The following is a 20,338-nucleotide window of genomic DNA, read 5'->3' as shown; positions in this document are numbered from 1 at the left end:
TAGTGTGAACCCCAAAAGCGGGAAGTTTTAAAAAGAGCCTTATGCCGTATGTAGCTGCTCTCGATATTTTATCGGGGGCAGCTTATTCAATTTTAATTGTAGCCGATCATTGTTATAATAATAGATGTATTCTTCCACGATCTCAATGATTTGTTCGTTGGTAGCGGTGAAATCCTGAGAGTAGAAGGCCTCTGTCTTCAAATGTGAGAAGAATGATTCGATTAGAACATTGTCAAAGCATACTCCCACCTGGGACATGCTTTGGATAATGTTCTTTTCTTTTACAAACTCTTGAAACCTCGGGGATGTATATAAACCACCTTGATCAGAATGAAGAATCACCTTTTCGATATTTCGACCTTGGATAGCCTGATTTATCGTATCAAAGGCGAGTTCCAAATTAGGAGATGTACTAATCACACTGCTGATTACTTCATTATTGAAACCGTCAATAATGGCAGAGAGATACAGGTTGGTTTCGCCGATAGTGATGGTTGAAACATCGGTATACCACTTCCTATTTGGTGCATCTGCTTTAAATTGCCGCTTGATTAAATCCGCTTTTTTAACAGCCACGTCCGGTTTGAAGTGAACGAATCTCTTGCGGCTGATTCGTGCTTGAAGATTATTTTCAGCCATAATACGACTTACGCGCTTATGGTTGATGTTTAGCTGATATTCGGTTCTTAGCACCTCTGTAACGCGCCTATATCCGTAGCGCCTCTTGTGTTTACTGCAGATTATTCTAATGTGTTTAAGTAGTTCATTCTCCAACCTATCATCTGGTTGTTTACGCCATCGGTAATAATTAGTTTTTGGGATCTCAAGAAAGGTTAACATCTCTCCAATTGGATATTTACTCTTAAGCGCCTCGAGAATTTCTACGAGTTGCTTCTTTGTTGTTTTCCTAAGATCCCATTTAACTTTCCCAGTATTTCGTTGTGCATTTCAAGCTGCTTAATTCTAAGCCTTAGACACTCAATCTCTGATAATTCCTCTATCCCTTTTTTATAAGTATACTGTTTTCCGACAGGCTGCTGAAAGCGATGGGTTTCACCATTTCGATACCAACTCATCCATCTTTTAATCTGTGTTTTACTTTTTATTCCTAAGACTGTCATAACCTCAACGGTACTCCGCCCAGTGAGTTTCATATTGACTGCATCCCACTTTACCTCGGGTGAATAATGCACTTTTTTTGCCACAAAAATACACCTCTCATGTAGTATAGTTTTTCTATACGACATAAGAGGTGCTTTTTCATTTTCCCATTTTACGGGTTCACACTATAATGGCGCGGATCTTTTTTGCTATAAAAAGTGTTGAAGAAATAAGATAAGCGGCGTCATTTAATGGAGGGTGCTTTTTTTGAGGTATGATCCTGAATGGATTCGCCTTTACGCCCTACCCAGAAGAAAAGGAGCAGGCCGACGGCGATGACCGCGAGGCTGGTTAGTTGAGCCGACTTCAGTCCAAAGAGCAATGTTCCGTAATCGCCGCGCAAGAATTCGAGCCCGAAACGGGCGCACGAATAAAGGACGGCATAGAGGATAAAGACCTGTCCTTTTTTATGGTTGGTCGTTCGGAATAAAAGGAGCAGGACGAAAATAACCAAATCAATCTGGCCTTCCCAAATTTCGGCTGGCCATAAAGGCTGGTTGCCGTAGGTTTGATAAGCCAGCGTCGTCTTAGGATATAAAATGCCGAACGTGCTGCCGGTAGGACTGCCGAAAGCGTCGCCGTTCAGTAAGTTGGCGGCGCGTCCTAACGCCTGCCCCATGATGACGGCTGGCGCAGCTACGATATCGGCGAAGGCCCAGGTGTCGATGCCGTGGCGTTTCGTATACCAATAGCCTGTCAGAGCGCCGAGCAAGACGCCGCCTTGGATGGCCATCCCTCCTTGCCAGACAAAGGGAATTTCCAGCAGATGATGGCTGTAATAGCTCCAATCGAAGAAGAAGACGTCCCAAAGACGGGCGCCGATCAAGCCAGCCAAACCGCAGTATAGTCCAAAGTCAGGAATATGTTTGTGCCAGCGGCCGTCTTGTTTGGCAAGGAAATAAGCGGTCGCAGTCGCTAAAATGATGCTGAGGCTCAATACGAGGCCATAGGCGCGGATGGGAAAATCGCCGATAAAGAATAGATATTGATGCATGAGTAACCTCCAAGGGATGATTTGGCGTGGCTAAATTCAGACAAACAGAACATAAAATGATTATACCATTTTATCATTCGAATGCACAGGTTGCCAGAGGCTATCGTTGACTTGTCTGCTGAGAGCCGCTATAATATAAGAAATCCTTAGATGCAGAACAGTAGATCGTAGCAGCGGGTGCAGAAAGTTGGCGGGCGATGCGAGCCAACCCCCTAAACGGTTGAACTCGCTGTGGAGGAGCGACGGTGAAGAAAGTAATCGTTGCCGCGTGACGGCGTTACTTGTTGAATGAAGAGGACGGCGTGAGTCGTCAAACAGGGTGGTATCGCGGGTTTAACTCGTCCCTGGCGCTAAGCCAGGGGCGTTTTTTGTTTTTTGCAAGACTGGCAGGTGAAGAGGAAAAAGAGGGGGATATTTCATGAAGGAAAAATACGCACCGCAAGAAATTGAAGCGAAGTGGCAACGCAAGTGGTCTGAAGAAGAGGCTTACAAAACGGATTTAAACCGGCAGCGTCCGGAATATTATGTATTGGAAATGTTTCCGTATCCGTCCGGGAATTTACATATGGGGCATGTGCGAAATTATTCGATTGGCGATGTTATTGCCCGCTTTAAGACGATGCAGGGCTATAATGTCTTACATCCGATGGGCTGGGATGCATTTGGGATGCCGGCGGAAAATGCTGCAATTAAGCATGGCGTTCATCCGGCTAAATGGACGGATGAAAATATAGCCAATATGCGTCGGCAACAGCAGGAATTGGGACTTTCCTATGACTGGGATCGCGAAGTTGCGACCTGTCACCCAGAATATTATCGTTGGACGCAATGGCTGTTTCTTCAGTTTTATGAAATGGGTCTGGCTTATAAAAAGAAAGCGGCGGTCAATTGGTGCGATCAATGCAATACGGTACTGGCCAACGAACAGGTTGTTGACGGTTGCTGTTGGCGCTGTGATTCGGTAGTCATCAAGAAGGATCTGGAGCAATGGTTTTTCAAGATTACCGATTATGCCGATCGTTTGTTGGAAGATTTGAGCGAACTCAAAGGATGGCCGGAGCGCGTTAAGACGATGCAGGAAAATTGGATCGGTCGCAGTGAAGGCGCTGAGTTTTCTTTTGCCGTACCGGAACTGGATGAACGGATTCCGGTGTATACGACGCGCCAGGATACGGTTTTTGGCGTCAGTTATATCGTTCTGGCGCCGGAGCATCCGATGGTGGAACGCTTAATTGACGGCAAGGAGCAGGCGCAAGCGGTCAAGGAATTTGTTGCACGGGTTCGTAAAATGAGCGAGATCAGCCGTACATCCACCGAAGTGGAAAAAGAAGGCATGTTCACCGGAGCGTATGCAAAACATCCGCTGACCGGTGAGCAGGTGCCAATTTGGGTTGCTAATTATGTGTTGTACGAATATGGGACGGGAGCTGTCATGGGCGTTCCGGCGCATGATGAACGCGACTGGATTTTTGCTGACAAGTATCAGCTGGCAAAAAAGATTGTCGTTCAACCGAAAGGACAGGAGCTTAACCTGGCGGAAATGAACGGCGCTTATGATGGCGATGGGGTTATGGTGAATTCCGGCGAATTCAGCGGTTTGGATAATGAGGCGGGCAAAAATGCAATTGCACGCAAGTTTGAAGAATTAGGGATCGGTCAGTTGCGCGTCAACTATCGTTTACGCGATTGGTTGGTATCGCGGCAACGCTACTGGGGAGCTCCGATTCCAATCTTGTATTGCCCAAGTTGCGGAACGGTTCCGGTGCCAAAAGAAGAGCTGCCGGTTTTATTGCCGGACAACATCAATTTCAATGGCGGTTCTGTATCTCCGCTGGCGCAAGCGGAAGAATTCCTCAATTGCACTTGTCCGAAATGCGGCGGTCAGGCTCGGCGTGAAACGGATACGATGGATACATTTATTTGTTCATCTTGGTACTATATGCGTTATACCGATCCGCATAACACGACGGAACCTTTCAATATTGACAAGGCTAATTATTGGCTGCCGGTGGATCAGTATATCGGCGGCATTGAGCATGCGATACTGCACTTGCTCTATTCGCGCTTCTTTACGAAGGTGCTCAAGGATGCCGGATTGATTAATGTCAATGAACCGTTCAAGAACTTATTAACGCAGGGGATGGTCACAAAAGACGGCGCTAAGATGTCGAAATCAAAAGGCAATGTGGTGTCGCCGGAGGAAATCATCAGCAAATATGGTGCGGATACGGCGCGACTGTTCATTATGTTTGCCGCGCCGCCGGAACGTGATTTGGAATGGAGCGATCAAGGGGTCGAAGGAGCCTATCGTTTCTTGAATCGTTTGTGGAGAATCGTGGAACATTACGCGACATTCATGTCGCCGGAGGATGCGGCGGTTGAAGTCGATGGCTTGTCAAAAGAAGCCAAAGAATTGCGCCGGATTCTGCACGCTTGCATCAAGAAAGTCGGCGAAGATGTCGGCGAACGTTTCAATTTCAATACGGCGATCAGCTCGATTATGGAACTGGTCAATGCGATGTATGCGACGAAGGAAGTGGTTGATGCCGTAAGTCCGGCGCTGGCGCGTGAAACGGTCAGTGCACTGATCCGGTTGATGGCGCCGTTTGCGCCGCATATTGCTGAAGAATTATGGCAGGAGACGATTGCTGCGGGCAGTGTGCACAAACAAACGTGGCCGAGCTATGAGGAAGCGGCGTTGGTTTTGGAAGAAGTGGAGATTGTGTTGCAGATCAACGGCAAGGTCAAGGATAAACTCGTGATCGCCTCCGGACTCACGCCGGCAGAAATGGAAGAGAAAGCGCTAGCGCAAGATAAAGTGACGGCTTTGCTCGAGGGACGGCAAGTGCTCAAGGTCATTTGTGTTCCGAAAAAACTTGTCAATATCGTAGTGAAATAAGTCTTGAAAAACACTCGCATTCGCGGGTGTTTTTTTGTTTTGACGAAATGCACAAAATCATCATTTTAATCGTAAGAAAGACAGGAAATGGAAGAAAAAGAGCGAAGGCAGATATTAGGAGGTGAAGAAGTGGAAAAGAGCGAGAAGTTGCGTTGGATAGCAGCGGTTTTAGTGGGCTGTGTGATTTTAGGCATCAGCCTATACAACGGGACGCGTAAGACGCTACCGCAGGTGGGTGAAAATACTCTGCCGCAAAGCGAACTGAATGTTATTTATGTCAGTGGTGCGGTGAATCATCCTGGCGTGGTGAAACTTTCCGGCGGCTTGAGAATGATTGACGCGATCAATGCAGCGGGAGGGTTGAGCCCGGAAGCGGATGCGTCAAAAATCAATCTGGCGCAAGCGGTGAAAGACGGCATGCAGATTCTAGTGCCTGCGCAGGGTAAAGTGGCAGCGGAGGCTGCTGGCACGAGTGCTATCCTTGACGGACAGGGGAAAGGCAGCAAAATAAACATTAATTCAGCCGGTAAGCAGGAACTCGATCAATTACCCGGCGTCGGAGCGGCGATGGCGGATCGAATCATTGAATATCGCAATAATCATGGCGGCTTTCGTAATGTGGAAGAGTTGAAAAAAGTGAATGGGATTGGCGAAGCTAAATTTGAGAAAATAAAAGACAAGATTTCATTATGACGCGCTGGCTGGCTGTTTGGGTTATCTCCATCATCATTGGAATCTGGTATCATGAAGCGATGCGAAATTGGTGGATGGGATTGCTGGTTGCCTCCGCTATCTTGTTTTTTTGGCCGAGGTATAGCAGTGCGAAGCGGTATGGGGTGAGTCTGGCTTTATTTTGGCTTTGTCTTGCTGTATTGCGGGCCGGACAGGTTGAAGAAAAGCCGGATCCGATGTTTGCAGCGCTTGGAAAGACGGTTGTTCTATCCGGTCGCGTGCAGGACGGCCCCACCTTAGTGAACGGCGGGATGCGCAGTGAGGAACGGCTGCGCATGATTCTGGCGGTAGAAGCGGTAGACCATGTTTTGACGCAGGAGACGGTGTCATGTTATTTGCCGCTTGAGGGACAACTGGAAATGGGAACGGGGCAGAAAATAGCGCTTGTAGGCAAGTTAGCAGGCGGGACGCGGTATCATAATCCCGGCCAAACTTGGAGTGTCGACAGTCGTTATCGCTGTACGGTCGCAGATTGGCAAAGCGTATCGATGCTCGATGCAACAAAAGACTGGTCGAGCCGTGCCAATATCTGGCGGCAAAAAATACGAGCTCTATTGGCCGATTCGATGCCGGGAAGCGAAGCGTCTGCGTTGGAAGGCTTGTTGTTTGGCGGTGCTAGCGGAATTCCTTCGGATTGGTTAAGCGTATTTTCGACGACCGGGCTGATTCATATTTTATCGGTTTCGGGTACGCATGTGGCATTGCTGATCGGTGTGGTCTTTTGTTTGGCGAGAAATATAATGCCGAACGGAGCGGCTGCCGCAGCGGCGCTTATTGTTTCTTTGGCATATGGCGTTGTATGCGGTTTCTCTTCGCCGGTAGTGCGATCACTGCTCATGGGCTGGATTGCGCTCGGGGCGCTTTGCAGCGGACGCGATGGAGATGCTTGGGCGGCGCTTTGTTTTGCGGCAGGAGGGCTGCTTCTTTATGAACCAGCGCTGCTTTGGGATATCAGTTTTCAATTAAGTTTTGCTGCAACGATGGGCTTGCTTGCTTTTAACAAACCTTTGCAAAAAATAGGCAGCGTCTGCTTGCCTGAAAACGTGGCTGGATTATTAGCAGTGACGATTGGAGCGCAGCTTGGCTCGCTGCCATTTTTAGCCTGGTATTTTAAAAGTTTATCATTGGCGAGTCTGCCGGCGAATCTCATCGTTGCGCCTATGTTAGAAATTGTTATGATGCTAGGCCTTGCGGGAGCTTTGCTTGGCGGAAATTTTTTGTTGGCGGGGAAAATGGCCTTTGTCTTGGCTAGTTTTGTTTTTTCTCTTGCTTTTTCTGCTGCAAAAATATTGGCGCAGATGCCCGGCGCCACACTTCCGTTGCCGCCATTTGGCCTTGTTTCAGGGAGTGTTTACTTCTTGTTGCTGAGTCTGCCTTGGTGGCCTTTGGCATGGCGTTCATGGAAAAAGCAAGCGGGAATGCTGTTGGCTGTTTTACTGCTTGCGATATTGTATGCGCCGTCAGCGGGCGTCTTGGAACTGCACATCATTGACGTCGGACAAGGGGAGGCCATCTTGCTAAAAACGCCGTCGGGAAGAGCAGTGCTGATTGATGCCGGACAGGGTGGCACGGGAGACGTTGGCAAAAGGGTCGTGGTTCCCTATCTTACGCACCAGGGTGTTTATAAACTTGAGTACTTGCTTTTGAGTCATGAACATGACGATCACGCGGGCGGAGCGCCAGCCGTAGTTGAGGGGATAAAGGTGGATCAGCTTCTCGTGCCCGCTGGACCTGCGACGCCGCCGGTGATGCAGGCGATTCGTTTGAGTGATCGCCCGCCGATTTCTTTGCGGAAAGGCCAACGATTGCAAATGGATGGCGTTGATATCGAGGTGCTGGCGGCGGGAGAGTTTGAAACCGGAAATAGAAATGAAAATGAAGGATCGGCCGTGGTGCGGATACAATATGGCAAACGGAGCTTTCTTTTAACGGGAGATTTAGAAGGGCGAAGCGAAGCTGCCTTGGTGAAAGCGCAGGGCGAGCGTTTGCATAGTACGGTGCTTAAAGTTGGTCATCACGGTGCGGCAAAAGCGACGAGCGAGGAATTCTTGGCGCTGGTGCAGCCGACTTGTGCGGCGATATCGGTTGGCGCAGGAAATTCGTATGGTCACCCTCATCCAGAAACGCTGCGACGTTTGCAAAGAGATGGGGTCAGGGTTTACCGTACCGATGAGAGGGGCGCAATCATATTTAGTACCGACGGTGACCGATTATCCGTGCAAACGTGGCGAGATTTATCGGACAATCCTTGGGAGTGGAAACGGCAGAACGGCGGATAGATTTGCTTTATGCATCGAATCGGGTACAATAAGGAAAGGAGAATCGCACAGGGAGGCTGGAATGAGCGCGAAGGATACGTTGAAACAATTGATGCAGGAGCCATTGGAGCGATTATATCTGTTGCATGGCGACGATTTATATTGGGTGCGAAAAGCGGAGCAGACATTAGTGGAAGCTTTGTTGCCTCAGGAAGACCGGCAGATGAATCTCTTGGTCTTTGAGCAGGAGGTATCGGTTGGGGAATTGGTGCGCAGCGTAGAGACGGCGCCGTTCTTCGGTCAGCGTCAGGTAATTGTTCTACGCAGCGGCAAAGGCTGGCAAAGTAAAGAAAAGGGGGACGAGGAAGCTCTTCTTGCATTATTGGCGAATATTCCAGAGTATGCCTGTTTGCTGATTGCCAGCGCAGATGGCGTCGATAAGCGTAGGCGCTGGTACAAGGCAGTGGAAAAAAACGGCCGGATCATCGAATTCGCACCGCTTAAGGCGAAAGACTTGCGCGCTTGGCTGCAGCAGGCGCTGCGCGAGCGCGCTTGCACGATGACAAGCGATGCGCAAGAATGGTTTCTCTCGATATTCGGACAGATGCCTCAACTGTCGCAAGAGTTGCTTGAAAATGAATTGGATAAGGTCTTCTTATATGTATATCCTAAGAAACAAGCGGACCTTGAGGCGGCAACCGCCGTTCTCGGAACGCTGCCGGAAACATCGGTCTTTGCAATCATGGATGCGATGAATCAGCGCAAAGCGGCTAAAGCGCTCGAACTGCTGCAGGAACAGTTTCGTGCAGGCGAACACCCGTTGCGTTTTCTTGGTTTGCTGGCGCGCCAGGTAAGGCAACTTTGGCAAGCCAAGGAATATTTGAAGAGAGGGATTGGCGCACGAGAACTAGGGCCGAAACTTGGTGTGGCACCATTTATTGCAGAAAAAATGGCAGCGCAGTCGAAAGGGTTTTCCGCTAAGGCTTTACGGGCTGCGTTTCAAGAATTAAGCGATGCGGATTGGGCGCTTAAATCCGGCCGCGCGGATGCCGCAGTGCTCGAAGGCATCATCATCCGCCTCTGCCGTAGAGAATAAGAAAACCGTTGGGGATAACCGCGCGGTTTTAATACGAAGTGGGGATGATAGGCAAAGAAAGGAAGAGGTTAAATTTCGCTTTATTTTCCTGCCTTTGTCTTGAAAATCCCTCTAGTACTTGTGATGCTTACGTTTATATTGAAAAAAAGAGACGGTCTCCCAACGATGAGACTGTCTCCGGATTTTTACGACGTGAAATGCAAAAATCCTGTCCAGAATCGGACAGGATTTCATCATACAAGCTTATGCAGCTTACTTTGCAACCGTATTTACATGGTGTGCTAAGCGGGCTTTTTTGCGAGCGGCGGTGTTTTTATGGATAACGCCTTTAGCGACGGCTTTGTCAATAACACTGCTGGCTTTAGTCAGGAGGACTTTGGCCTCATCCGCACTGCCAGCATCCACTGCCTCAACTACCTTACGGGAATACGTACGGATCGTCGATCTAACTGCGAAATTTCTGGCGCGACGCTCAGCATCGGTTTTTACACTGCGTTCTGATGATTTAATATTCGGCAACTCGTTCACCTCCTTAAAGACCTTTTACCTAGAGAATTTTAGCATGACCAGACAAAAATTGCAAGAGGATAGTGATAATTTTGTTGCGTGGCTTTGTAACTATTGCGGCCCGGCGTCGCCTGGTGATATAATCAAGAGCAACGCTAAGCCAAGGAAGGGAGTTTATATGACTACCGAATATATTAGAAACTTTTCAATCATTGCACATATAGATCATGGCAAATCAACGCTTGCCGACCGTTTGCTCGAATATACCGGCGCATTGACGGCGCGGGAAATGGAGAATCAGGTTCTTGATCAGATGGATCTTGAACGCGAGCGCGGCATTACGATTAAAGCGCAGGCCGTTCGTCTTGATTATAAGGCGAAAGACGGCAATACCTATCTATTAAATCTGATCGATACTCCGGGGCATGTCGATTTTACCTATGAAGTATCGCGTAGCCTGGCCGCCTGCGAAGGAGCATTGCTGGTCGTCGATGCGGCGCAGGGCATTGAGGCGCAGACGTTGGCCAACGTATATTTGGCTTTGGAAAACGACCTGGAGATTATTCCTGTCATTAATAAGATCGATCTGCCGAGCGCGGAACCGGAACGGGTGAAGCAGGAAGTGGAAGACGTGATCGGTCTCGATACGTCGGATGCGGTGCTGACCAGTGCAAAAGCAGGTATCGGTATCGAAGAAGTCTTAGAAGCGATCGTCAGGAAAGTCCCACCGCCAGTCGGCAGCGAGACGGCGCCTTTGCGCGCGCTGATCTTTGATTCGCATTTTGATGCGTATAAAGGCGTCATTGCCTATGTGCGCGTCATGGACGGTGTGATTCGCCCCGGGATGAAGATTCATATGATGGCGACCGACAAAAAGGTCGAAGTTACCGAAGTCGGCGTGTTCAAACCCTACATGACGACCGTGCCGGAACTCGGACCAGGGCATGTCGGATTTGTTGTAGCCAGCATCAAGAACGTCAAAGACGTACGGGTCGGCGATACGATCACGGAACTTGAAAATCCGGCGCTTGAGCCGCTGCCTGGCTATCGGAAGATAACTCCAATGGTCTACTGTGGTCTCTACCCGGTGGAAAACAGTGAATATGATCTGCTGCGCGATGCGCTGGAAAAACTGAAGCTTAATGATGCATCACTGGTCTTTGAACCGGAAACATCGGTTGCGCTTGGTTTTGGTTTTCGCTGCGGTTTTCTCGGCTTGTTGCACATGGAAGTCATCCAAGAACGCCTCGAGCGCGAATACGGCATGAATCTCATTACCACCGCGCCGAACGTAATTTATCGCGTCTTCAAGACGAACGGTGAAGAGCTGACGCTTGACAATCCGTCGCATTTGCCGGCGCCGCAAGTCGTCGATCATATTGAAGAGCCGTATGTTAATGCATCGATCATCGTTCCTAAGGATTACGTCGGCGTCGTCATGGAATTGTCGCAAGAAAAACGCGGTGAATTCCAGGACATGAAATATCTCGATGTGAACCGCGTAACGTTAACGTACCACATTCCGCTCAGCGAGATTATTTATGATTATTTTGACCGCTTGAAATCATCTTCACGCGGCTATGCATCGCTTGATTATGAAGTGATTGGTTATCGGACTTCAAAGTTGGTGAAGATGGATATCCTGCTTAATAGCGAACCGGTGGATGCGTTGTCGATTATCGTGCATCAGGATAAAGCGCAGTACCGTGGACGACTGTTGGCGGAAAAACTAAAAGAAATTATTCCGCGGCAAATGTTTGAAGTGCCGATCCAGGCTGCGATCGGCAACAAGGTCATTGCAAGAGAAACGGTGCGCGCGATGCGCAAGGACGTACTTGCCAAATGTTACGGCGGCGATATCAGCCGCAAGCGTAAGCTACTCGAGAAGCAAAAAGAGGGCAAGAAGCGGATGAAGCAAGTGGGGAGCGTTGAAGTGCCTCAGGAAGCGTTCATGGCGATTTTACGGGTTGACTGAGGCAAAGGCAGAGAGCGCGGTCGCTTTCTGCCTTTGTTTTGTCAAAGCAAAGAGTGTAGAGTAAGGAGGCGGGTTTATGGAAATCGGCCTATATATCCATGTGCCGTTCTGTGTGCAAAAGTGCCTGTATTGCGATTTTACTTCCTATGACAATATGACGGATCTCTTTTGGTCTTATACCGATGCATTGCTTCAGGAAATCGCCAAAGAAGGCGCGGCGCTGGCAAAAGATGGCGTTCAAGTGAGTACGGTTTATTTTGGCGGCGGTACGCCGACTGCTTTGCCGATCGAATGTTTGGAGCGTCTGCTGTTGCAGGTTAAGAAGTCCTTTTCATTGTTGCCTGAGGCGGAAGTCACGATGGAAGTTAACCCTGGTACGGCGGATGCGGAAAAATTGACGTTGTTGCACAGTTATGGCGTGAATAGACTGAGTTTCGGCGTGCAAAGCTTTGATGACGATGTTCTCGAGGCCTGTGGACGCATCCATCGCAGCAAAGAGGCGATTGCCGCATTGGATGCGGCAAAAGCGGCGGGCTTTAGCAATGTAAGTCTCGATTTAATGTACGGACTGCCTCGCCAGACGTTTGAATCATTGAAAGAAAGTTTGGCGCAGGCAGTGGAACTCGATGTGACGCATGTTTCGGTCTACGGCTTGAAAGTGGAAGAAAACACGCCGTTTTTCTATCTGGAAAAACAGGGGAAATTAGAATTGCCGGATGAAGACGTGGAAGCGCAGATGTATCAATTCGTGAATGAGTTTCTGCCAAACAAAGGATTTCGCCGTTATGAAATCTCTAATTATGCGAAGCGCGGCTACGAGAGCAGGCATAATCTTCGTTACTGGAGATACCAGTCTTATCTGGGATTGGGTGTGGCCGCACACTCGTTTTTGGAGGGGCGGCGCTTGGCGAATACGCAGGATGTGCACGAGTATATCGAAATCGTCTCACGCGGCGGATCGCCGCGCGTCGAATACGAAGAAAGTGATGTTTGGACGGCGATGGCAGAGTTTGTCTTCTTGGCGCTGCGCACGGCAGACGGATTGGAAACCGCCGAATTTACGCGCCGCTTCAGCGTTGTCTTCGACGATATTTACGGACAAGTGACCGCAGAGCTGATCGAAAAGGACTTGGTGCGTCACGCAGGCGGGCGAATCTGTCTTACTGAACGCGGAATGCAATTCGGCAATCAGGTGTTTGAAGAATTTTTGCCGGAATAGGTTTCGGCTTGACAGCGGCGGGCGGGAGTGGTATTTTGTTAGTAGGTGTTAGCACTCTATAACGAAGAGTGCTAACAACAGGAGGTGTTGTACGATGCTGGATAAACGGAAAAAGATCATTTTGCATGCGATTGTAGATGATTATATTTCTACGGCAGAACCTATCGGCTCACGGACCATTGCGCGAAAGTATGACTTGGGCGTCAGCCCGGCTACGATCCGCAACGAAATGGCTGACTTGGAACTATTGGGTTATCTCGAGCAGTTACACACCTCTTCGGGCCGGATTCCCTCCGGTAAGGGCTATCGCTTCTATGTCGATTCACTGCTGGCGCCCACGCAAATATCAGATAAAGAAGTCACGCTGGTCAAGAATTGGTATCAGGCGAAAGCAAGACGACTGGATGAGGTGTTTCAGGAAACCGCGCGTTTATTGTCGCGCATGACGCGAAACATATCCTTAGTTCTGGCGCCGCAGTTTGGGCAATGTAATTTTAAGTATTTACAGTTTATGCCGTTTGATGAGACTAGGGCCATCTTACTGATTGTTACCGATACCGGCATGGTTGAAAACAAAGTGATCGATTTACCACAAGGTATGCGGGTCGAAGACTTGCAACGCCTGGCCAATATGATGAACCAAAGGCTATCGGGTCTTTCTCTCGACCAAATTGAATCATCGATCCTACGTGAAATTAAGGAGGATCTGCTGGCGGAGGCCAAGGTCGTCGATGACGCGATGAAGGTTATCCGGCAAGCGCTGCGTGGCGAAAAGCAAGACCGCGTCTATCTGGGTGGGACGACGCAACTTTTGAATCAGCCCGAGTTTCGTAACCTCGAGAAGGTGCGGATGTTGCTTGACATGCTGGAAGAAGAACCTCTTCTCTGCGATTTGTTGCAGCAGCGTCAGCAAGAGACGGACAGCGGCGTAGTGGTTACCATTGGTGAAGAAAATAGTTACCGCGGCATCCAGGATTGCAGTATGGTGCAGGCTACATACCGTATTGGCGGACAGGTAGTCGGCTCGGTGGCGGTTCTTGGCCCGACACGGATGGATTATGGGAAAATTATGTCGATCATGGATTATGTGCATACGCATTTGGAAGAAATGCTAAAGGATTATAAAGCATAAGCAAGGAGGGATGTCCGTGAACCTGAAACAGGCAGGGGGGGGCGCCGACGTAGATGAACGTATGGCGGCTCTATTGACGAATGCGAATGCGGTCCGCGCGATTACGGCGGCTGTGGAAGGAACGATCGGCCCTAAAGGCTTGGATACGATGCTGGTGGATCGGTTTGGCGAAGTCGTCATTACCAACGACGGCGTTACGATCCTCGACAAGATGGATGTGAACCATCCGGCAGCCAGGATGTTGATTAATATCGCCAAGGCGCAACAGGCGGAAGTCGGTGACGGAACGACCACGGCGACGATCATGGCCGGCGGTCTGGTTTCCGAAGGTGTCAATCAGGTCTTGCGCGGCGTGCCGGTTGCAAAAGTGATTGAAGGGGTTCGCTACGGCGTGGCCAAGGCGCTCGAGCAAGTGAAGGAACGCGCGCGTCAGGTACACGATTTGACGGAGCCGGTTTTGCATAATATTGCGATGATTGCCGGGCGCGAATATCAGGACATTGCGGAGCTTGTCGTTAAAGCGGCGGAATTGATCGGTCGCGATAAGCTGGCGGAAGATCATTTTAAACTCTCGGATACGATTATTGCGCAGGAAGGCGCTGCGAATGAGGTCTTTATGGGTGTCATTGTCGACCGCGAGCGGATGAACCAGGAAATGCCGAAGCGGGTGACGCAGGCGAAGGTGCTGGTCATTGACGATGCGCTCGAGCCGGAAGAAATCGGCGGCGAAGCGCTCAGCACCGAAGCCGGATTTAAACGCTATGTGGATCTGCAGGATGAGTTCAAAACCAATCTGCAAAAGATTATCGAACTGGGTGTCAAAGTGGTTTTAGTGGATCGCGGTGTGCATGATTCGGCGGACGAATTGTTGGCGGATGCCGGCATTCTTGTCGTGCAGCGTGTAGCAAACAAGGATTTACGCCGCGCGGCGGAGCATGTTGGCGCAAGGATGATCAAGCGAACTGGCTTGAAGAAAGACGCCTGCGATATTGCAAGATATCTCGGTATGGCCGATGCGATCTTTGAAGATGAAAAGCTCAATCATATCCGTTTGCTGGGCGGTTCGGGAAAACCGATGGCGACGATTCTGGTCGGCGCATCGACGGCAGAGGTCGTCGGAGAACGGGAACGGATCGCTAAAGATGCGGCATCAAGCGTTCAGGCGGCGATAAAAGGCGGTTATGTGCCTGGTGGCGGTTCGCTTGAAATTGCCATCAGCCGTGAAGTGGCGGCTAGTCGTGACGGACTGAAAGGCATGTCTACTTACGGTGTCGATTGTGTGGCCAGTGCGTTGCGCTGTCCGCTGGAACAGATTGTTGAAAATGCAGGCTATAATCCGCTGGAAAAAGTCGAAGAAGTTGTGCTAGCGCAGCTTGAACAGCAGACGGATTCTCTAGGCATCGATTGCGACAGCGGGCTGGTCGTCGATATGCTGGAAAACGGCGTCGTTGATCCGGCGCTGGTTAAATTGCATGCGATTAAGGCGGCCGGTGAGGTGGCGATCGCGATCTTGCGCATCGATACGATCATCAAGAAGCGAGATGAGAATTCCGGAGCGAATACGGCCCCGAATACTGAGGCCGTCATACCGGATTTTTGATTGAGACAGTGAGTAGATAAGGGTGAAGGACCCATAAAACGAGGTGAAACAGTTGACGAAAAAGAAAATGGAAGAAGCGAAAGCGATGGAAGAAACAGTCGATTTAGTGGATGAAGAACAGGCGACGGTTGAAACAAAAACCGTTCCGGGCGTTGAAGAACTGACGTTGGAGGTCGCTGAAAAACAGCGTTTGCTTGATGAGCAGGTGAATCACTATAAACGCCTGCAAGCGGATTTTGAAAATTTCCGTCGCCGGACAAGACAAGAAAAAGAGGAAATGTCAGCTTTTGTGACGCAAAATCTGATCTTGGATCTCTTGCCGGTCGTTGATAATTTTGAAAGAGCGATGGCGGCGGCAGGCAATCAAGATGCGGCCAACCTGTTGACGGGAATCGAGATGATCTACCGTCAATTGGCGCAGACGCTTGAGAAGGCAGGGCTGACGCCAGTAGAAGCCGTGGGAACCGCGTTTGATCCGCAAAAACATGAAGCTGTTATGCAAGTTGCCGATGACAGTCAGGAAGCGGGGATCATTCTGGAAGAGTTTCAGAAAGGTTATGCCGTAGCCGGCAAAGTGATCCGTCCGAGCATGGTAAAAGTGGTAGGATAAGAATAAGGCGGTTGACAGTCTGCAAAAACTGTTCACAATAAATAGGCTTAATTTTGAGGAGGAATGAACATGGGTAAAGTAATTGGTATAGATTTGGGAACGACAAACTCCTGCGTAGCGGTGATGGAAGGCGGCGAACCGATTGTTATTGCTAATGCGGAAGGCAGCCGCATCACTCCGTCCGTTGTCGGTTTTTCGAAAACCGGCGAACGCCTAGTTGGCCAGCTGGCTAAACGACAAGCGGTTTCCAACACCGATGGTACTGTCAGCTCAATCAAACGTCATATGGGAACCGACTATAAAGTAACAATTGAAGGCAAGGGGTATAGCGCGCCGGAAATTTCGGCGATGATTCTGCAAAAACTGAAGACCGACGCCGAAGCATATCTGGGCGAGTCGGTAACGCAAGCGGTCATTACGGTTCCGGCTTATTTCAATGACAGTCAGCGTCAAGCTACGAAAGATGCCGGCGTCATTGCCGGACTTGAAGTCTTGCGCATCATCAATGAACCGACCGCGGCTTCGCTCGCCTATGGCATGGATAAGGGCGAAGATCACACGATTTTGGTATTTGACTTGGGCGGCGGCACGTTCGACGTTTCCATTTTGGAACTTGGCGACGGCGTATTCGAAGTAAAAGCGACCAGCGGCAACAATCGACTGGGCGGTGATGATTTCGACGAACGCATTATGAATTGGCTGGTAGCCGAATTTAAAAAAGAAAACGGTATCGATCTGTCCGGCGATCGTATGGCGATGCAGCGTCTGCGCGAAGCGGCTGAAAAAGCGAAGATCGAGTTATCGGGAGTTTTGACGACCAACATCAACCTGCCGTTCGTAACGGCAGACCAAACGGGACCAAAGCATTTGGACGTCACGTTGAGCCGGGCTAAATTCGACGAACTGACGGCCGATTTGGTCGAAGGTACGATGGGGCCGACTCGCCAAGCGATGAGTGATGCGGGACTGAGCCCGAAAGATATTGATAAAGTAATCCTGGTTGGCGGTTCGACCCGAATTCCGGCAGTACAGGAAGCAATCAAAAAAGCGATGGGCAAAGAGCCGCATCGCGGCGTGAATCCGGACGAATGCGTGGCGGTTGGTGCGGCGATTCAAGCCGGCGTATTAGTCGGTGAAGTCAAGGATGTTTTGTTGCTTGACGTAACGCCTCTGTCGCTGGGCATTGAAACCCTGGGCGGCGTGTGCACGAAGATCATTGAACGCAACACGACGATTCCGACCTCTAAGAGCCAGGTTTTTTCGACGGCTGCGGACAATCAAACTTCGGTGGACATTCACGTGCTGCAAGGCGAACGTGAAATGGCATCGTACAATAAGACGTTGGGACGGTTCCAGTTGAACGACATTCCTCCTGCACCGCGCGGTATTCCTAAGATCGAAGTCAGCTTTGACATTGACGCCAACGGCATCGTTCACGTTTCGGCTAAGGATCTGGGCACCGGTAAGGAACAGAAAATTACGATCACGTCTTCCGGCGGCATGAACAAGGACGACATTGAGCGCATGGTCAAGGATGCCGAAGCACATGCGGCGGAAGACAAGAAGCGCAAAGAAGAGGTAGAAGTACGAAATAATGCAGATTCGCTGGTCTACCAGGCCGAAAAAACCGTGAAAGACATGGGCGATAAAGCAGATGCTGCTTTGCTTGAAAAGGTGAAAGCAGGAATTGAAACCTTGAAAGAAAGCTTAAAAGGCACGGACAATGAAAAAATTAAGGCGGACACCGAAGCGCTGACGCAGCCTTTGTACGAAATGACCAGCGCGGTATACAACCAGCAAGGTGCCGAAGGACAGGCTGAGCATGGTGCGGAAGCGCATGCGCACGGCCAGGAATCGGGCACCAAGAAAGATGAAAAAGTGGTTGATGCCGAGTACAAAGTAGTGGACGAGGACAAGAAATAAGCGATAGTGCGCAGCGTTTGGCAGGGACGATACTCCCTGCCAAACCTTATTTTATGATTTATGTCTGGCGACTTGCTAAAAATATGATATTATCTTATTATTAGACAAGCTTAGGCATGAAGACTATTTCTGTAGGATGGTGCAGACGTGAGTAAACGTGATTATTATGAATTGCTTGGTGTGAGTAAGTCCGCCTCGGAAGATGAAATAAAAAAGGCGTTCCGCAAGCAGGCGCGTAAATATCATCCGGATATGAACCGCGAAAACCCAAAAGAAGCAGAAGAAAAATTTAAAGAAATCAATGAAGCGTATGAAGTGCTATCCAATGCGGATCGGCGCGCGCAATACGACCAGTTTGGCCATGCTGCCTTTGACGGCTCCAGCGGCGGTCAGGGCGGATTCAGCGGCGATTTTGGCGGTGGATTTAACGATATTTTCGACATGTTTTTTGGCGGCGGCGGTGGTTTTGGCGGTCGACGTCAACCAGGACCAGAACAGGGCTCTGATTTGCGCTTCGATATGGAAATCACTTTTGAGCAGGCTGCCTTTGGCGTTGAAACAGAAGTGCAAATTCCTCGGACGGAGGATTGCAAGACTTGTAGTGGCACAGGCGCTGCGGCTGGGACGCAGCCGGAAACTTGTCCGCAATGTAAAGGAACAGGACAGGTGCAGGTCGTGCAGAATACTCCGTTTGGCCGAATGGTCAATGCGCGGGTTTGCGACCGGTGCCATGGCGAAGGACGCATTGTACATACGCCGTGTAAGGATTGCAGCGGCCGCGGCAAGGTCAAGGTAAAACGCAAAATCAAGGTTAAAGTTCCTGCTGGTGTTGACAATGGCTCTCGTTTACGCATCTCGCGTGAAGGGGAGGCGGGGATGCGCGGCGGTCCGCCCGGCGATTTATATGTATATTTATATGTCAAGAAGCATGCGTTGTTTTCGCGTGAGGGCAATGAAGTCATTTGTGAAGTGCCGATCAGTTTTGTGCAGGCGACGCTTGGTGATGAAATCCAGGTGCCGACCCTTGATGGAAATGTTAGCCTAAAAGTGCCGGAAGCGACGCAGTCGGGAACCGTCTTTCGTTTGAAGGGCAAGGGGATTCCTTTCCTGCGCGGCAATGGGCGCGGTGACCAACATGTCAGAGTTAAGGTACTGACGCCGCAAAAGCTTACGGAGCGACAAAAAGAGTTGCTGAAAGAGTTTGCTCAGATCAGCGGTGAAAACGTCAACCCGGAGCAGAAAAACTTTTTCAAAAAAGTGAAGGATGCGTTCGGGGTATAAAGGGGCGATGAAAATGAAATGGGCAGAAATTAGCGTGCAAACGACTCATGAAGCCACGGAAGCGGTAGCGGACTTGTTTCATGATTTGGGAGCCAGCGGTGTGGTTATCGAAGATCCGGATTTGATCAATTCGTACCGGCAATCCGGCACCTGGGATTATTGTGATATTCCCGAGGAACTGGAAACGGAAGTCGTAACGGTATTGGCCTATTTGCCGGTCGATGAAGAACTGGAAGATAAGTTGCGTCGTTTTGAAGACTCCTTTATGGGCCTCGTTCACCATGGTATCGAACGCGGCCGCGGTCAGATCAAATGGAAGGAAGTCTTGGAGGAAGACTGGGAGTCATCCTGGAAAGACTACTTTCATCCGGTAAAAGTCGGTGAAATCATTGTTATTAAGCCCTCCTGGGAAGAATACCAAGCACAAGAGGGAGAGATCATCATTGAATTGGACCCGGGCATGGCTTTTGGTACGGGGACGCATCACACCACGGCGATGTGTTGCCGTTTGCTCGAAGAAGTGATTCACAAAGGCGAAACGGTCTTTGATGTTGGAACGGGTTCAGGAATTTTGGCGGTAGCTGCTGCAAAGCTCGGTGCTTCACATATCAGGGCGGTCGACTTTGACGGCGTTGCGGCAAGAGTGGCGCAGGAGAATGTCGATATCAACAAGGTGGGCGATGTTGTTACCGTGTCACAAGGCGATCTGCTGACGGGAATTGAAGGACAGGCGGATGTCGTGATTGCAAATATTGTAGCTGACATTATTATCCGTTTGTTGCCGGAGATCCCTAAACGTTTAAAAACCGGCGGTCGTTTCGTTGCCAGCGGTATCATCGAAGAGCGCTTGGCTGATGTCACGGCGGCGGTCTTGGCACAAGGCATGACGGTGGATAAAGTCGTCGAAGAAGGCGGCTGGGTTGCCATGGTCATGACTGTGGAGGCTTGATG

General features: G+C 49.9%; 16 protein-coding genes and 1 other annotated feature. Of the genes, 12 read left to right on the top strand and 4 right to left on the bottom strand.

Annotated features, from left to right (window positions below; all coding sequences use genetic code 11):
• Nucleotides 1-39 precede the first annotated feature (39 nt).
• The 3 genes from QTL79_RS15280 to lgt all read right to left on the bottom strand — a co-directional run bounded on the left by QTL79_RS15280 (nucleotide 40) and on the right by lgt (nucleotide 2,155).
• On the bottom strand, nucleotides 40-849 hold the full coding sequence (locus QTL79_RS15280; protein ID WP_346355832.1) for an IS3 family transposase: 810 nt from the start codon (nucleotides 847-849) through the stop codon (nucleotides 40-42).
• 32 nt (nucleotides 850-881) lie between these two features.
• A complete protein-coding gene (locus QTL79_RS15275) occupies nucleotides 882-1,205 on the bottom strand; it encodes a transposase (RefSeq protein WP_346355829.1) in 324 nt (107 codons plus the stop codon).
• A 140-nt stretch (nucleotides 1,206-1,345) separates the two neighbouring features.
• The gene (gene lgt / locus QTL79_RS15270) at nucleotides 1,346-2,155 is read right to left on the bottom strand and encodes a prolipoprotein diacylglyceryl transferase (RefSeq protein WP_346355828.1); all 810 of its coding nucleotides are present in this window, start codon (nucleotides 2,153-2,155) and stop codon (nucleotides 1,346-1,348) included.
• Nucleotides 2,156-2,293: 138 nt separating this feature from the next.
• Nucleotides 2,294-2,504 (top strand) — a binding site (T-box leader).
• A 69-nt stretch (nucleotides 2,505-2,573) separates the two neighbouring features.
• On the opposite strand from lgt, the gene leuS reads away from it, so the two are divergent.
• The 4 genes from leuS to holA all read left to right on the top strand — a co-directional run bounded on the left by leuS (nucleotide 2,574) and on the right by holA (nucleotide 9,140).
• Nucleotides 2,574-5,054: a leucine--tRNA ligase gene (gene leuS, locus QTL79_RS15265; protein ID WP_346355827.1), complete on the top strand. Its 2,481-nt coding sequence runs from the start codon at nucleotides 2,574-2,576 to the stop codon at nucleotides 5,052-5,054.
• Nucleotides 5,055-5,183: 129 nt separating this feature from the next.
• Nucleotides 5,184-5,747, top strand: coding sequence for a helix-hairpin-helix domain-containing protein (locus QTL79_RS15260; protein WP_346355826.1), 564 nt, complete (start codon nucleotides 5,184-5,186; stop codon nucleotides 5,745-5,747).
• On the top strand, nucleotides 5,744-8,065 hold the full coding sequence (locus QTL79_RS15255) for a DNA internalization-related competence protein ComEC/Rec2 (RefSeq protein ID WP_346355825.1): 2,322 nt from the start codon (nucleotides 5,744-5,746) through the stop codon (nucleotides 8,063-8,065). The genes QTL79_RS15260 and QTL79_RS15255 overlap by 4 nt, the downstream gene beginning before the upstream one ends.
• Before the next feature lie 61 nt (nucleotides 8,066-8,126).
• The gene (holA, locus tag QTL79_RS15250; protein WP_346355824.1) at nucleotides 8,127-9,140 is read left to right on the top strand and encodes a DNA polymerase III subunit delta; all 1,014 of its coding nucleotides are present in this window, start codon (nucleotides 8,127-8,129) and stop codon (nucleotides 9,138-9,140) included.
• A gap of 252 nt (nucleotides 9,141-9,392) precedes the next feature.
• Here holA and rpsT read toward each other — a convergent pair whose 3' ends face one another.
• The gene (rpsT, locus tag QTL79_RS15245) at nucleotides 9,393-9,659 is read right to left on the bottom strand and encodes a 30S ribosomal protein S20 (RefSeq protein WP_346355823.1); all 267 of its coding nucleotides are present in this window, start codon (nucleotides 9,657-9,659) and stop codon (nucleotides 9,393-9,395) included.
• Between the two features lie 166 nt (nucleotides 9,660-9,825).
• On the opposite strand from rpsT, the gene lepA reads away from it, so the two are divergent.
• The 8 genes from lepA (at nucleotide 9,826) to prmA (ending at nucleotide 20,336) form a co-directional block, all read left to right on the top strand.
• Nucleotides 9,826-11,622 (top strand): translation elongation factor 4, encoded by a 1,797-nt coding sequence (gene lepA, locus QTL79_RS15240; RefSeq protein WP_346355822.1) that lies wholly within the window; start codon nucleotides 9,826-9,828, stop codon nucleotides 11,620-11,622.
• 76 nt (nucleotides 11,623-11,698) lie between these two features.
• Nucleotides 11,699-12,841, top strand: a complete 1,143-nt coding sequence (hemW, locus tag QTL79_RS15235; RefSeq protein ID WP_346355821.1) for a radical SAM family heme chaperone HemW — start codon at nucleotides 11,699-11,701, stop codon at nucleotides 12,839-12,841.
• Nucleotides 12,842-12,935: 94 nt separating this feature from the next.
• Nucleotides 12,936-13,973 carry a heat-inducible transcriptional repressor HrcA gene (gene hrcA / locus QTL79_RS15230; RefSeq protein ID WP_346355820.1) on the top strand — a complete coding sequence of 346 codons (1,038 nt, stop codon included), beginning with the start codon at nucleotides 12,936-12,938 and terminating at the stop codon, nucleotides 13,971-13,973.
• A gap of 16 nt (nucleotides 13,974-13,989) precedes the next feature.
• Nucleotides 13,990-15,573, top strand: coding sequence for a TCP-1/cpn60 chaperonin family protein (locus QTL79_RS15225; RefSeq protein WP_346355819.1), 1,584 nt, complete (start codon nucleotides 13,990-13,992; stop codon nucleotides 15,571-15,573).
• A gap of 43 nt (nucleotides 15,574-15,616) precedes the next feature.
• The gene (gene grpE, locus QTL79_RS15220; protein ID WP_346355818.1) at nucleotides 15,617-16,183 is read left to right on the top strand and encodes a nucleotide exchange factor GrpE; all 567 of its coding nucleotides are present in this window, start codon (nucleotides 15,617-15,619) and stop codon (nucleotides 16,181-16,183) included.
• 69 nt (nucleotides 16,184-16,252) lie between these two features.
• Nucleotides 16,253-18,106 (top strand): molecular chaperone DnaK, encoded by a 1,854-nt coding sequence (dnaK, locus tag QTL79_RS15215; protein ID WP_346355817.1) that lies wholly within the window; start codon nucleotides 16,253-16,255, stop codon nucleotides 18,104-18,106.
• Nucleotides 18,107-18,253: 147 nt separating this feature from the next.
• Nucleotides 18,254-19,387 (top strand): molecular chaperone DnaJ, encoded by a 1,134-nt coding sequence (gene dnaJ, locus QTL79_RS15210; protein ID WP_346355816.1) that lies wholly within the window; start codon nucleotides 18,254-18,256, stop codon nucleotides 19,385-19,387.
• Between the two features lie 13 nt (nucleotides 19,388-19,400).
• Nucleotides 19,401-20,336: a 50S ribosomal protein L11 methyltransferase gene (prmA, locus tag QTL79_RS15205; protein ID WP_346355815.1), complete on the top strand. Its 936-nt coding sequence runs from the start codon at nucleotides 19,401-19,403 to the stop codon at nucleotides 20,334-20,336.
• Nucleotides 20,337-20,338: the final 2 nt, after the last annotated feature.

The sequence above is a fragment of the Azotosporobacter soli genome, from assembly GCF_030542965.1.
Lineage (GTDB): Bacteria > Bacillota > Negativicutes > SG130 > SG130 > Azotosporobacter > Azotosporobacter soli.
The sequence above is the reverse complement of the archived record's forward strand: the minus strand, read 5'-3'. Positions and strand labels throughout refer to the sequence as shown.

Coding starts and splice junctions, on each gene's coding strand:
- leuS (WP_346355827.1), top strand. CDS start 2,574: ATGAAGGAAAAATACGCACCGCAAGAAATTGAAGCGAAGTGGCAACGC.
- prmA (WP_346355815.1), top strand. CDS start 19,401: ATGAAATGGGCAGAAATTAGCGTGCAAACGACTCATGAAGCCACGGAA.
- dnaK (WP_346355817.1), top strand. CDS start 16,253: ATGGGTAAAGTAATTGGTATAGATTTGGGAACGACAAACTCCTGCGTA.
- lgt (WP_346355828.1), bottom strand. CDS start 2,155: ATGCATCAATATCTATTCTTTATCGGCGATTTTCCCATCCGCGCCTAT.
- lepA (WP_346355822.1), top strand. CDS start 9,826: ATGACTACCGAATATATTAGAAACTTTTCAATCATTGCACATATAGAT.
- hrcA (WP_346355820.1), top strand. CDS start 12,936: ATGCTGGATAAACGGAAAAAGATCATTTTGCATGCGATTGTAGATGAT.
- holA (WP_346355824.1), top strand. CDS start 8,127: ATGAGCGCGAAGGATACGTTGAAACAATTGATGCAGGAGCCATTGGAG.
- QTL79_RS15255 (WP_346355825.1), top strand. CDS start 5,744: ATGACGCGCTGGCTGGCTGTTTGGGTTATCTCCATCATCATTGGAATC.
- hemW (WP_346355821.1), top strand. CDS start 11,699: ATGGAAATCGGCCTATATATCCATGTGCCGTTCTGTGTGCAAAAGTGC.